The 12656-nt window shown below is 58.3% G+C and carries 9 protein-coding genes; all 9 read right to left on the bottom strand.

Translation table 11 applies throughout. The features are described 5' to 3' along the window. Nucleotides 1-107: 107 nt before the first annotated feature. Nucleotides 108-887, bottom strand: a complete 780-nt coding sequence (locus ACIROY_RS00260) for a hypothetical protein (RefSeq protein WP_402338860.1) — start codon at nucleotides 885-887, stop codon at nucleotides 108-110. Between the two features lie 17 nt (nucleotides 888-904). Beyond that, nucleotides 905-2002, bottom strand: a complete 1098-nt coding sequence (zapE, locus tag ACIROY_RS00255) for a cell division protein ZapE (RefSeq protein WP_402338858.1) — start codon at nucleotides 2000-2002, stop codon at nucleotides 905-907. A gap of 149 nt (nucleotides 2003-2151) precedes the next feature. After that, nucleotides 2152-3579: a dihydrolipoyl dehydrogenase gene (gene lpdA / locus ACIROY_RS00250; RefSeq protein ID WP_402272320.1), complete on the bottom strand. Its 1428-nt coding sequence runs from the start codon at nucleotides 3577-3579 to the stop codon at nucleotides 2152-2154. A gap of 143 nt (nucleotides 3580-3722) precedes the next feature. Continuing rightward, nucleotides 3723-4970: a 2-oxoglutarate dehydrogenase complex dihydrolipoyllysine-residue succinyltransferase gene (gene odhB / locus ACIROY_RS00245; protein ID WP_402338856.1), complete on the bottom strand. Its 1248-nt coding sequence runs from the start codon at nucleotides 4968-4970 to the stop codon at nucleotides 3723-3725. Nucleotides 4971-5047: 77 nt separating this feature from the next. Then, nucleotides 5048-7912 carry a 2-oxoglutarate dehydrogenase E1 component gene (locus ACIROY_RS00240; RefSeq protein WP_265213028.1) on the bottom strand — a complete coding sequence of 955 codons (2865 nt, stop codon included), beginning with the start codon at nucleotides 7910-7912 and terminating at the stop codon, nucleotides 5048-5050. Nucleotides 7913-8231: 319 nt separating this feature from the next. Then, on the bottom strand, nucleotides 8232-9536 hold the full coding sequence (gene gltA / locus ACIROY_RS00235; RefSeq protein WP_116435633.1) for a citrate synthase: 1305 nt from the start codon (nucleotides 9534-9536) through the stop codon (nucleotides 8232-8234). A gap of 199 nt (nucleotides 9537-9735) precedes the next feature. Further along, nucleotides 9736-10005: a succinate dehydrogenase assembly factor 2 gene (locus ACIROY_RS00230; protein ID WP_402272325.1), complete on the bottom strand. Its 270-nt coding sequence runs from the start codon at nucleotides 10003-10005 to the stop codon at nucleotides 9736-9738. Between the two features lie 149 nt (nucleotides 10006-10154). Then, nucleotides 10155-10865 carry a succinate dehydrogenase iron-sulfur subunit gene (locus ACIROY_RS00225; RefSeq protein WP_016833000.1) on the bottom strand — a complete coding sequence of 237 codons (711 nt, stop codon included), beginning with the start codon at nucleotides 10863-10865 and terminating at the stop codon, nucleotides 10155-10157. 11 nt (nucleotides 10866-10876) lie between these two features. Next, nucleotides 10877-12655, bottom strand: a complete 1779-nt coding sequence (sdhA, locus tag ACIROY_RS00220; RefSeq protein WP_402272328.1) for a succinate dehydrogenase flavoprotein subunit — start codon at nucleotides 12653-12655, stop codon at nucleotides 10877-10879. Between the last annotated feature and the right edge of the window lies 1 nt (nucleotide 12656).

Genomic DNA, 12656 nt, shown 5'->3' with positions numbered 1-12656 from the left:
CGCCACCGCTACCAAAAAAGAACTGCATACAGTGTAATCCACCTGCCGCAGGTCAACAATCGTTGTTGACCGCGACACTCACTGCAAAGCAAGCGGCCGCAGCCGGACTACTTGGGTTGATTCGGATCCGCGACGCTTGGTCCGGAGGCAGGCGCCTGCTGTTGCTTGGCAGCACGCTCGCGGTCCTTCTGAGCCTTGTTGGCCTCAACTTCCTTGCGGTGCACTTCGGCCGCCTTGACCTTTTCCTGGTAGGCCTTTTCATTGGCCTCGCGTTGCGGCGCCTTGGCGGCGTCAGCAGCTTGTTTCTGCTGAAGCTGCGCCTCATGCGCCTTCACGCGCGCATCTTCCTTGCCTGCGCTCTGCTGCTCGCGTTCCTTGACTTGCTGCTGCTTGGCGGCGCTCTCCTGCACCTTGCGCGCGGCAGCGGCGTCGCGGTCCTTCTGATCAGCGGCACGACGCGCCGAGTCCTGTTCGTCCTTGACGCGCTGCTCGGCCAGCGACTTGTCGCGATCATCGGCCTTGGCCTGGCGCTTGTATGCGTTGGCTTCGACTTCGACATCACGCACCTGCTTGCCGGCGACGCGATTGCGCTCCTTGGCGCCGTCCAGGCAAATCGCCACGAAAAACTTCTTGTAGCAGTCGCGCTGTTCGGCGATGTACTGGTCCTCGATGATGAGGCGTTCCTTATCGGCGTCCGCCAGGATCTCGTCGGCTTCATCGGTCGAACGGATCGAACCCGACGGATAGCGTTCGTTGAACGCCGGCTTGCCGGGCGTCCCGTAAGGCGCAGGCTCAGCGGCCACAACCGACGGCAGCGTCAGTCCGGCGACGGCCAACATCAGCATGGCGGCCGGAGCGCGGCAGTTTTTTTGAAGAAATGATTGCATGTAACCCTTATCCATAATCAGGCAAGCTTGTCCGCAGCAAGACGGCGTTCGGAATCCATGTACTCGCGCGATTGCATCTCAATGATACGTGAAACCGTACGGTGAAATTCATTTGCCAGCATGCCTTCCGTATAGAGTTCTTCCGGCTCGACTTCGGCCGACATGATGAGCTTGACCTTGTGGTCATAGAACACGTCGATGAGCCAGGTGAAGCGGCGCGCTTCCGACGACATCGCTGCCGACATGCGCGGAATGCCCGACAGGATCACGGTCTGGAAGCGGCTGGCGATTTCAAGATAGTCGTTCTGCGAACGCGGGCCGCCGCACAAGGTGGCGAAATCAAACCAGATGGCGCTGCCGGCGCGCCGCAAGGCGCGGATTTCTCGCGCCTCGATATGCACGCGCGTATCTTCGTCGGCGGTTTCGGCAACGGCGGCAAACGCCTCGCGCAACTCGCTGTCGGTGGCGGCATTGAGCGGCGTGTGATAAATCCTGACCTGTTCCAGCGCACGCTTGCGATAGTCGACGCCGGCATCGATGTTCATGACGTCGAGTTTGCTGTTGAGCAGCTGGATGGTCGGTAGCATGCGGTCGCGATGCAGGCCGTCCGGATACAGCGTGTCCGGCTTGTAATTCGAGGTCATGACGAAGGACACGCCGTTATCGAACAGGCCGCCGAGCAGGTTGTACAGAATCATCGCATCGGCGATGTCGGAAACGTGGAATTCATCGAAGCAGATCAGGCGGTATTTCTTGGCGATGCGCTTGGCGACCTCGTCAAGCGGATTGGCGATGCCCTTCAGCTCGTCCAGCTGGCGATGCACGTCGCGCATGAATTCGTGGAAGTGGACGCGCGTCTTGCGCACCACCGGCACCACCGAATAGAAGCTGTCCATCAGGAAGGATTTACCACGTCCCACCCCCCCCCACATGTACACGCCACGCGGTACGTCAGGACGATTGATCAGGCGCTTGAAGGTGCTGGAGCGTTGCGATTTGAACGCCACCCATTCTTCATAGGCACGCTGCAGGCGATCGATAGCACGCTGCTGCGCCTCGTCGGATTTGAAGCCACGCTCGCTTAGCGCATGATCGTAGAATTCGCGGACATCCATGGTTGATCTTTATTTTATTGCGCTGCCTCCGGATGCCGGAGACGGACGATTCATTGCAGCCTAAATACTGCAGCCTAAAACAAAATGGGCGAGCCAGGCTCGCCCATCGGAGATGATCGGAGTTTACCGGTAATGGCAAACTCGTTTCATCAGAAGTTCAGCGCGCGCTTGTCGACTGCCAGTGCGGCTTCCTTCGTTGCTTCGGACAACGATGGGTGAGCGTGGCAGATGCGTGCGATGTCTTCGGCGGAAGCACGGAATTCCATCGCCACCACGGCTTCGGAAATCAGTTCCGAAGCCATCGGACCGACGATGTGGACGCCGAGGATTTCGTCAGTCTTGGCATCCGCCAGGAACTTGACCATACCTGAGGTATCGCCCAGCGCACGTGCGCGGCCATTGGCCAGGAACGGGAAGGTGCCGGCCTTGTACGCAATGCCGTCGGCCTTCAGTTGCTGTTCGGTCTTGCCGACCCATGCGATTTCCGGCGAGGTGTAGATGACCCAAGGGATGGTATTGAAGTTGACGTGACCGTGTTGACCGGCGATACGCTCGGCAACGGCAACGCCCTCTTCTTCGGCCTTGTGCGCCAGCATCGGGCCGCGTACCACGTCGCCCACTGCCCACACATTCGGCAGGTTGGTCTTGCAGTCGCCGTCGACGGCGATGAAGCCGCGTTCGTCGAGCTTCAGGCCGATGGCTTCAGCATTCAGGCCGGTGGTGTTCGGGGTGCGGCCGATCGAGATGATCAGCTTGTCGAACACGGCCTTTTGCGCATTGCCCTTGTCGTCTGTGTAGTCGACGCTGACGTCCTTCTTGCCCGCTTTGATGTCGCCGATCTTGACGCCCAGGCTCACTGTCAGGCCTTGCTTGGCCAGCAGCTTTTGCGCTTCCTTGGCGATCTGTTCATCGACTGCGCCGAGGAAAGTCGGCAGCGCTTCCAGCACGGTGACTTCCGCACCCAGACGACGCCAGACCGAGCCCATTTCCAGACCGATGACGCCGGCGCCGATGACGCCCAGCTTCTTCGGCACTTCGGTGATGGCCAGTGCGCCGGTGTTCGACAGGATCAGTTCTTCGTCAAATGGAGCGCCCGGCAATGCACGTGCATTGGAACCGGTGGCGACGATGACTTGCTTGGCGGTGATGGATTCTTCAGTGGCGCCGGCCACCTTGATTTCGTAGCCGTTGGCGTCGCCCTTGACGAAGCTGCCGCGACCGTGGAAGAAGGTGACCTTGTTCTTCTTGAACAGGTACAGGATGCCGTCGTTGTTCTGCTTGACGACGGTGTTCTTGCGACCCAGCATTTGCGGCAGGTTCAGGCTCAGGCCCTTGACGTCGATACCGTGATCCTTGAACGCATGACCGGCATGCTCATAGTGCTCGGACGATTGCAGCAGCGCCTTCGATGGGATGCAACCAACGTTGGTGCAGGTGCCGCCTGGTGCAGGACCGCCCTTTTCGTTTTTCCATTCGTCGATGCAGGCGGTGTTGAAGCCCAGTTGTGCTGCGCGGATTGCAGCGATGTAGCCGCCAGGGCCGCCGCCGATGACGACCACGTCAAAATTCTTGCTCATAGTTTTATCCTAGTGCGTTTTTGAATGTGCGCAGACTGCTCACAGTCCGGCACGAATGCAAAAGAGAAAAAAGGCGCCGAGACAACAGAGGGACGATGATCCGGTTTCTCTGTCTTCCCTGCGCCTTTTTCAGGTCCTGATGATTAGAGATCCAACAACAGGCGTGCTGGGTCTTCCAGTGCTTCCTTGATGGCGACCAGGCTCAGGACGGCTTCGCGGCCGTCGATGATGCGGTGGTCGTAGGACAGTGCAAAGTAGTTCATCGGACGAATCACGATCTGACCGTTTTCAACCACGGCGCGATCCTTGGTGGCGTGAATGCCCAGAATCGCCGATTGTGGCGGGTTGATGATCGGTGTCGACAGCATCGAACCGAAGGTGCCGCCGTTGGACACGGTGAAGGTGCCGCCGGTCATTTCTTCGATCGACAGCTTGCCGTCCTTGGCCTTCTGACCGAATTCGCCGATCTTCTTTTCGATGTCGGCGATCGACAGTTGATCCGCGTCGCGCAGGACCGGAACCACCAGACCGCGTGGCGAACCGACTGCAACGCCGATGTCGAAGTAACCGTGGTAGACGATGTCGTTGCCGTCAACCGATGCATTGACGATCGGGTACTTCTTCAGTGCGTGGACCACTGCCTTGACGAAGAAGGACATGAAGCCCAGCTTGACGCCATGTTCTTTTTCGAACTTGTCCTTGTACTTGGAACGCAGGTCCAAGACAGGTTGCATGTTGATTTCGTTGAACGTGGTCAGGATGGCGTTGGTTGCTTGCGATTGCAGCAGACGCTCGGCCACGCGTGCGCGCAGACGGCTCATCGGCACGCGCTCTTCCGGACGGTTTTCCAGGCTTGGCTTGCCTGGGGCAGAAACTTGTTGCAGCGCCGGCTTGGCGGCAGCTGCTGCAGGAGCAGCGGCCTTCGGTGTTGCCAGGGAAGCCAGCACGTCGCCCTTGGTGACGCGACCATCCTTGCCTGTGCCCGACACTTGCGATGTCGACAGGTTGTTGTCGGCCAGGATCTTGGCGGCGGCAGGCATGGCGACGTCAGACTTGTTCAGCAGTTCAGGCGCTGCGACCGGTGTCGGTTCATTGGTGTTTTGCGGTGCAGGAGCAGCCTTGACTTCCAGCGGGCTCACTTGCGCGGACGCGTCGGTGTCCAGGATCGCGATGACTTCACCGGCGACCACGGTCGAACCGTCGGCCTTGATGATCTGGGTGATGACGCCGGCTTCCGGCGCCGGCAATTCCAGCACGACCTTGTCGGTTTCGACGTCGATCAGGTTTTCGTCGCGTGCGACGGCTTCGCCCACTTTTTTATGCCATTGCAGCAGCGTGGCTTCTGCAACGGATTCTGATAATTGCGGGACTTTTACTTCGATTTGTGCCATGTAACTTCTCCGATTCGGGTTATTCAATAAAACATCAGCGCGCATCGCCCTCGCAATGCGCGCCGTGCAAGATCTGATTACTTAGTCAGGACAAAGCCCTTGAGCTTCGAAAACGCGGTGTCGATCAGCGCCTTTTGTTGCGCATAGTGCTTGTCGTAGTAACCGACCGCTGGAGATGCGCTGGCTGGACGACCTGCGTAAGCAAGCTTTTGACCGTCAGTCAGATTTTCAAAGATGTTGTGCTGGATTTGCAGCCATGCGCCCTGGTTCTGCGGCTCGTCTTGCGTCCAGACCAATTCCTGGAAGTTCGGGAATTGCTTGAGCGCAGCGGCGAAGGCCTTGTGCGGGAACGGGTACAGTTGTTCGACGCGGATGATTGCCGTGTCGGTCTGACCGCGTTCCTTGCGTGCGTTGACCAGATCGTAGTAGACCTTGCCCGAGCAAGCGATGATGCGCTTGACCTTCTTGGCGTCGAGCTTGTCGTCCAGTTCCGGAATGACAGTCTGGAACGAACCCTTGGCCAGGTCGGACAGCGGCGAACCGGCATCCTTGTTACGCAACAGCGACTTCGGCGTGAGGATGATCAGCGGCTTGCGGAACAAGCGGATCATCTGACGACGCAGCAAGTGGAAAATCTGCGCGGCGGTGGTCGGCTGAACAACTTGCATGTTGTTGTCGGCACACAGTTGCAGGTAACGCTCGAGACGCGCGGATGAGTGCTCAGGACCCTGGCCTTCGTAGCCGTGCGGCAGCATTTGCACCAGGCCCGAAGCGCGGCCCCACTTCACTTCACCGGAGCTGATGAATTGGTCCATCACGACTTGCGCGCCATTGGCGAAGTCGCCGAACTGGGCTTCCCAGATGGTCAGTGTATTCGGCTCGGCTGTCGAGTAACCGTATTCAAAGCCCAGCACCGCTTCTTCGGACAGAACCGAGTCGATCACGGTGTATGGCGCCTGGTTTTCTGCGACGTTTTGCAGAGGAATGTAGGTGCCTGCATCCCAACGTTCACGGTTTTGATCATGCAGAACGGCGTGACGGTGGACGAAGGTACCACGGCCGGCATCCTGACCGGTCAGGCGAATGGCGTAGCCGGATGCGACCAGCGAAGCGTAGGCCAGATGTTCGCCCATGCCCCAGTCCAGGTTCAGATCGCCACGACCCATTGCAGCACGGTCGTTGATGACCTTCTCGACCAGCGCGTGCGCCTTGAAGCCTTCTGGGATGGTGGTGATGCGTGTCGCCAGGCGCTTCAGTTCCGCCAGCGGGACTGCGGTGTCGGCAGCGTCGGTCCACTTACGGTTCAGGAACGGCAGCCAGTCGACGGCGTACTTGCTCTTGAAGTTGGTGATGACCGGATCGACAGTGTGCTTGCCGCTGTCCATCGCATCGCGGAAAGCCTTGACCATGACGTCGCCGCCATCGGCAGGGATAGTGCCTTGCGCAGCCAGCTTTTCAGCATACAGCTTGCGTGTGCCCGGATGTTGCGCGATCTTTTTGTACATCAGCGGCTGTGTCAGCGCCGGTGTATCTTGCTCGTTGTGACCCAGCTTGCGGAAGCAGATGATGTCGACAACGATGTCCTTCTTGAACTGCATGCGGTAGTCGACCGCGATTTGCGTCGCGAACACGACGGCTTCAGGATCGTCGCCGTTGACGTGCAGCACAGGCGCTTCGATCATCTTGACCACGTCCGAGCAGTACAGCGTCGAACGGGAGTCACGTGGATCCGACGTGGTGAAACCGATCTGGTTGTTGATCACGATATGCACGGTACCGCCGGTGCCGTAGCCGCGCGTCTGCGCCAGATTCAGCGTTTCCATCACGACGCCCTGGCCGGCGAAAGCTGCATCGCCGTGGACCAGAATCGGCAGCACTTGCGAGCCGTCCTTGTCGCCGCGGCGATCCATACGCGCCTTGACCGAACCTTCAACCACAGGGTTGACGATTTCCAGGTGGGACGGGTTGAACGCCAGCGACAGGTGGACCGGGCCGCCCGGGGTGCTGATGTCGGAAGAGAAGCCTTGGTGGTACTTGACGTCGCCGGCCGGCAGGTCGTCGGCGTGATGGCCTTCGAACTCCGAGAACAGTTCCTGAGGCGTCTTGCCCAGGATGTTGACCAGCACGTTCAGACGGCCGCGGTGGGCCATGCCGATAACGATTTCCTGCACGCCCTTTTCACCTGCGCGCTGGATGGTTTCATCCAAGGACGCGATGAAGCTTTCGCCGCCTTCCAGCGAGAAACGCTTCTGGCCGACGTACTTCGTGTGGAGGTAGCGCTCCAGGCCTTCGGCCGCGGTCAGGCGGTCGAGGATGTGCTTTTTCTTTTCAGCCGAGAACTGCGGCAGCGCGCGAGTCGGTTCCAGGCGTTCCTGGATCCAGCGTACTTCAGCCGGATCGCTGATATAGGTGAATTCGGCGCCGATCGAACGGCAGTAGGTATCGCGCAGCGATTGCAGCAGGTCGCGCAGCGATGCGGTTTCACCGCCGAAATAGGTGTTGCTGATGTTGAACACGATGTCCATGTCGGAATCGCTGAAGCCGTAGAAAGTCGGCTCGAGTTCAGGGATGCTTGGGCGTTCCTGGCGTTGCAGCGGATCCAGGTTGGCGAAGCGGGAACCCAGGTCGCGGTAACCGGCGATCAGTTGGGTTGCAGCGACGCGCTTGCGGCCCATTTCGGTATCAGCCGAAGCGACCACGGTGCGGATCGGACCTTGCTTGGCGCGCTCGGCGAACGAAGCGATCACCGGTGCATGGGCGACGTCAGGACGATTGGAGCCATCAACTGCAGGCACATGTTGCACCGCGTCGAAATAGGCACGCCAATTGTCTGGCACGGATCCGGGGTTATTGAGGTACGCCTCGTACAGTTCTTCCAAGTACGGCGCATTCCCACCAAAGAGGTAGGAGTTGAGATTATATTGCTCGTAGAGCTGAGTCATATCTGGCTCACCTTTCTTCGCGTTTCGCGAGATTAGCGGGTTAATCTAACCTTCCGCGACACGGCCTGACCGGTTAGCGGATTGCACATCAAGTTGTGGGGAAGGACCATGTCTACCTGAACTTTTTGAGTTATCCAGCCAGCATAGGCAGAATTATATATCCTTATTTCCAATAAAAAAGCGAATCCTTGAGATTCGCTTTTTTATTTGTGCCATTTGTTGCGCTGGCGGAAGGCAAGCCTTCCGCTTTACGCAAGAAGCCGCAACGAGATCATGACAGCTTGATGACCGGCCTTGCCGGACGGCCACCAAAGCGCTATCAGCCGCGCTTGTCGATGGGCGAAACGTCGCGTTTCGCGGAGCCGACGAACAATTGGCGCGGACGACCGATCTTTTGTTCCGGATCGGAGATCATTTCGTTCCATTGAGCAATCCAGCCCACGGTACGCGCCATTGCAAAGATGCAGGTGAACATCGATGTCGGAATGCCCAGCGCGCGCTGAACGATACCGGAGTAGAAGTCGACGTTCGGGTACAGCTTGCGCGACACGAAGTAGTCGTCTTCCAGCGCGATCTTTTCCAGCTCCATGGCCAGCTTGAACAATGGGTCATCGTGCAGGCCCAGTTCATTCAGGACTTCGTAGCAGGTTTCACGCATCAGCTTGGCGCGTGGGTCGTAGTTCTTGTAGACGCGGTGACCGAAGCCCATCAGCTTGACGCCGGAATTCTTGTCCTTCACTTGCTTGATGAACTCAGGGATGTTGTCGACCGAACCGATGCCTTCCAGCATGGTCAATGCAGCTTCGTTGGCGCCGCCGTGAGCAGGACCCCACAGGCAGGCGATGCCGGCTGCGATACATGCGAACGGATTCGCGCCCGACGAACCGGCCAGACGAACGGTCGATGTCGATGCGTTTTGCTCGTGGTCTGCGTGCAGGATCAGGATGCGGTCCAGCGCGCGCACCAGCACTTCGTTGACCTTGTACTCTTCGCACGGATTCGCGAACATCATGCGCATGAAGTTGGCGCTGTACGACAGGTCGTTGCGTGGATACACGAACGGTTGACCGATGTTGTACTTGTACGCCATGGCGACCAGCGTCGGCAGCTTGGCGATCATGCGGATCGCGGAAACGTCGCGGTGCACCGGATTGCTGATATCCAGCGAGTCATGGTAGAACGCCGACAAGGCGCCGACCGAACCGGTCAGCACGGCCATCGGGTGAGCATCGCGACGGAAACCGCGGAAGAAGAAATTCATTTGCTCGTGAACCATGGTGTGCTGGGTCACTGTTTCGACGAACTCTTCCTTTTGCGTTGCAGTCGGCAGTTCGCCGTGCAGCAGCAGGTAGCAAGTTTCTAGGAAGTCGCAGTTGACCGCCAGTTGCTCGATCGGATAACCGCGGTATAGCAGCTCGCCCTTGTCTCCATCGATGTAAGTGATCGACGAATTACATGCCGCTGTCGACATGAAGCCCGGGTCATAAGTGAACTTGCCGGTGGCGCCGTACAGTTTGCGGATGTCGATGACATCCGGACCAATGGTGCCCTTGTAGACGGGAAAATCCAGGGATGGCGTGCCATCCGAGAACGACAGGGTCGCTTTGATATCTGAGGTGGGCATAGTTCTTCCTTCAGCTGTGATGATGAATCGTTAATCAAAAATCGCAAATCAACCGCTTTAGAGCCTGTTGCAAAAGGAACTCAGCATTTGCGCCCGTCGTTAATGCACGACGCAGGATACCGCCAACTTCACTTTGCAACAGCCTCTAATACAACGCCGGCCGCTTTTGAACCAATCTTGCCAGAACGCCGTGGAACGTTCAGGCGTTACGCAATTTTTTGAGCAAGGCGTGGACCTGGGGCAAGTCCACGGCCGCTTCAGGCTCCTTGCGCACAAGGAGCAAGTCCATCAGGTCGTTGTCGCCAAGATCCATCAGCCGGGAAAACGCATCGACTTCGTCGTCGGTCATGCTCTCTTCATGCGCGTCGAGAAAACGCGTCAGGATGAGATCGTTTTCCAGCAATCCGCGACGGGCGCGCCAACGCAAGCGTGCACGTTTGGCGGGATCGTCTTGATGGCTTTGGGACATGGATTCAAATCACTTCTTAATCGGTGCTGATGTCATTCTTCCGGCCACACTGGCAAACCGGCGCGGAAGGCAATCATTGGTGAAACATTCATGAAACATGGATAAAACCACGGGCGGGAGTCGCCTCCCGCCCGCTTGCTGCAAACTGCTTATACGGCGCGACGAACCATCAGTTCCTTGATCTTGCCGATGGCCGCGTTCGGGTTCAGACCCTTCGGGCAGACATCAACGCAGTTCATGATGGAACGGCAACGGAACAGGCGATACGGATCTTCCAGATCGTCCAGGCGCTGGCCGGTCGCTTCGTCGCGGCTGTCCGCGATGAAACGGTAAGCCTGCAGCAGGCCGGCAGGACCAACGAACTTGTCCGGATTCCACCAGAACGACGGGCACGATGTCGAGCAGCATGCGCACAGGATGCACTCATACACGCCGTCCAGTTCTTCACGCTGTTCAGGCGATTGCAGACGCTCTTTTTCAGGAGGAATGCTGTCGTTGATCAGGTAAGGCTTGATCGAGTCGTATTGCTTGAAGAAGTTGGTCATGTCGACGATCAGGTCGCGAATCACCGGCAAACCTGGCAGCGGCTTCAGAACGATAGGCTCGCTCAGTTCGTTCAGGTTGGTGGTGCAGGCCAGACCATTCTTGCCGTTGATGTTCATCGCGTCGGAACCGCACACGCCTTCACGGCACGAACGGCGCAGCGCCAGCGAATCGTCAACGTCGGACTTGATGCGTTGCAGAGCGTCCAGCAGCATCTTGTCGGTTGGCTTCAGCTCGACGGTCAGGTCTTGCATGTACGGCTTTTCGTCCTTGTCCGGATCGTAGCGGTAGATCTTGAATTTCAGAGTACGTGTCATGTTCTGACCTTTTAGAAAGTACGTGCTTTAGGTTTAAATGTCTCGACCGTCAACGGTTGCATGTTGACTGGCTTGTAGTCGAGACGATTCCCCTCGGAAAACCACAGCGTATGCTTCAGCCATTCGACGTCATCGCGCTTTTCATAGTCGCGGTGAGCGTGCGCACCACGCGATTCTTTGCGGGCTGCTGCGGAAGTAATGGTTGCCTTGGCTGTTTCAATCAGATTGTCCAGCTCAAGCGCTTCGACGCGTGCAGTGTTGAAGACCTTGGACTTGTCCTTGAACGAGACGTGCTTGCGACGCTCATCCAGCTCCATGATCTTGGCACGGCCTTCGTTCAGCAATTCGTCGGTACGGAACACGCCACAGTAGTGCTGCATCGTGGCGCGGATTGCGTTGGCAACGTCCTGCACGCGCTCGGAACCGGTGCTGGTTTCCAGACGTGCGACACGTTCCATGACGCGATCGGTTGCATCCGATGGAATAGGCTTGTGGCTGCGATCCTGCAGGCGGCTTTCAACGATGTGATTGCCGGCGGCACGGCCGAACACCACCAGATCCAGCAGCGAGTTAGTACCCAGACGGTTGGCGCCGTGTACCGATACGCAGGCGCATTCGCCGATGGCGTACATGCCCTGCACCACTTCCTTGTACGAACCATTCTTCGGCGCAACGACCTGGCCATACACGTTGGTCGGAATACCGCCCATCTGATAGTGAATGGTCGGCACGACAGGAATCGGTTCCTTGGTCGCATCAACGTTGGCAAACTTGTGCGCGATTTCCAGAATCGACGGCAGACGCTTTTGAATCGTGTCGGCGCCGATGTGACGCAGATCCAGCAGGACGTGATCCTTGTGCTGACCGACACCACGGCCTTCCTTGATTTCCTGGTCCATCGAACGCGAAACGAAGTCGCGCGGTGCCAGATCCTTCAGCGTCGGCGCATAGCGCTCCATGAAACGTTCGCCATTGCTGTTGATCAGGATGCCGCCTTCGCCGCGCACGCCTTCTGTAATCAGCACGCCCGCACCGGCCACGCCAGTCGGGTGGAACTGCCAGAATTCCATGTCTTGCAAAGGCAGGCCTGCGCGCGCCGCCATACCCATGCCGTCGCCGGTATTGATGAAGGCGTTGGTGGATGCAGCCCAGATACGGCCTGCGCCGCCGGTTGCAAACAGCGTGGTCTTGGCGTGCAGCATCATGATTTCGCCGGTTTCCATTTCCAGTGCAACCACGCCGATCACGTCGCCTTCGTTGTCGCGAATCAGATCGATCGCCATCCATTCAACGAAGAAGTGCGTCTTGGCGCGGACGTTGCGCTGATACAGCGTGTGCAACAACGCGTGACCGGTACGGTCGGCTGCAGCACAGGCGCGCGCCACCGGTTTTTCACCGAAGTTGGCCGAGTGACCGCCGAACGGACGCTGATAAATGGTGCCATCGGCATTGCGGTCGAACGGCATGCCGAAGTGCTCCAGCTCGTAGACGGCCTTCGGTGCTTCGCGGCACATGAATTCGATGGCGTCCTGGTCACCCAGGTAGTCCGAACCCTTGACGGTGTCGAACATGTGCCAGTACCAGTTGTCTTCCGACATATTGCCCAGCGATGCACCGATGCCGCCTTGGGCAGCGACCGTGTGCGAGCGGGTCGGGAAAACTTTGGACAGAACCGCGACGTTCAGACCGGCTTCAGCCAGTTGCAACGAAGCGCGCATGCCGGATCCGCCGGCGCCGACAATAACCGCATCAAAGCGGCGTGTAGGAATTGTGGATTTGATAGCTGCCACG

Source organism: Herbaspirillum sp. NPDC101396, from assembly GCF_044767365.1.
Taxonomy (GTDB): domain Bacteria; phylum Pseudomonadota; class Gammaproteobacteria; order Burkholderiales; family Burkholderiaceae_D; genus Herbaspirillum.
Note: the sequence above shows the minus strand (reverse complement) of the source record. Positions and strands in the feature narration are given on the sequence as shown.

Coding starts and splice junctions, on each gene's coding strand:
- ACIROY_RS00260 (WP_402338860.1), bottom strand. CDS start 887: ATGCAATCATTTCTTCAAAAAAACTGCCGCGCTCCGGCCGCCATGCTG.
- zapE (WP_402338858.1), bottom strand. CDS start 2,002: ATGGATGTCCGCGAATTCTACGATCATGCGCTAAGCGAGCGTGGCTTC.
- lpdA (WP_402272320.1), bottom strand. CDS start 3,579: ATGAGCAAGAATTTTGACGTGGTCGTCATCGGCGGCGGCCCTGGCGGC.
- odhB (WP_402338856.1), bottom strand. CDS start 4,970: ATGGCACAAATCGAAGTAAAAGTCCCGCAATTATCAGAATCCGTTGCA.
- ACIROY_RS00240 (WP_265213028.1), bottom strand. CDS start 7,912: ATGACTCAGCTCTACGAGCAATATAATCTCAACTCCTACCTCTTTGGT.
- gltA (WP_116435633.1), bottom strand. CDS start 9,536: ATGCCCACCTCAGATATCAAAGCGACCCTGTCGTTCTCGGATGGCACG.
- ACIROY_RS00230 (WP_402272325.1), bottom strand. CDS start 10,005: ATGTCCCAAAGCCATCAAGACGATCCCGCCAAACGTGCACGCTTGCGT.
- ACIROY_RS00225 (WP_016833000.1), bottom strand. CDS start 10,865: ATGACACGTACTCTGAAATTCAAGATCTACCGCTACGATCCGGACAAG.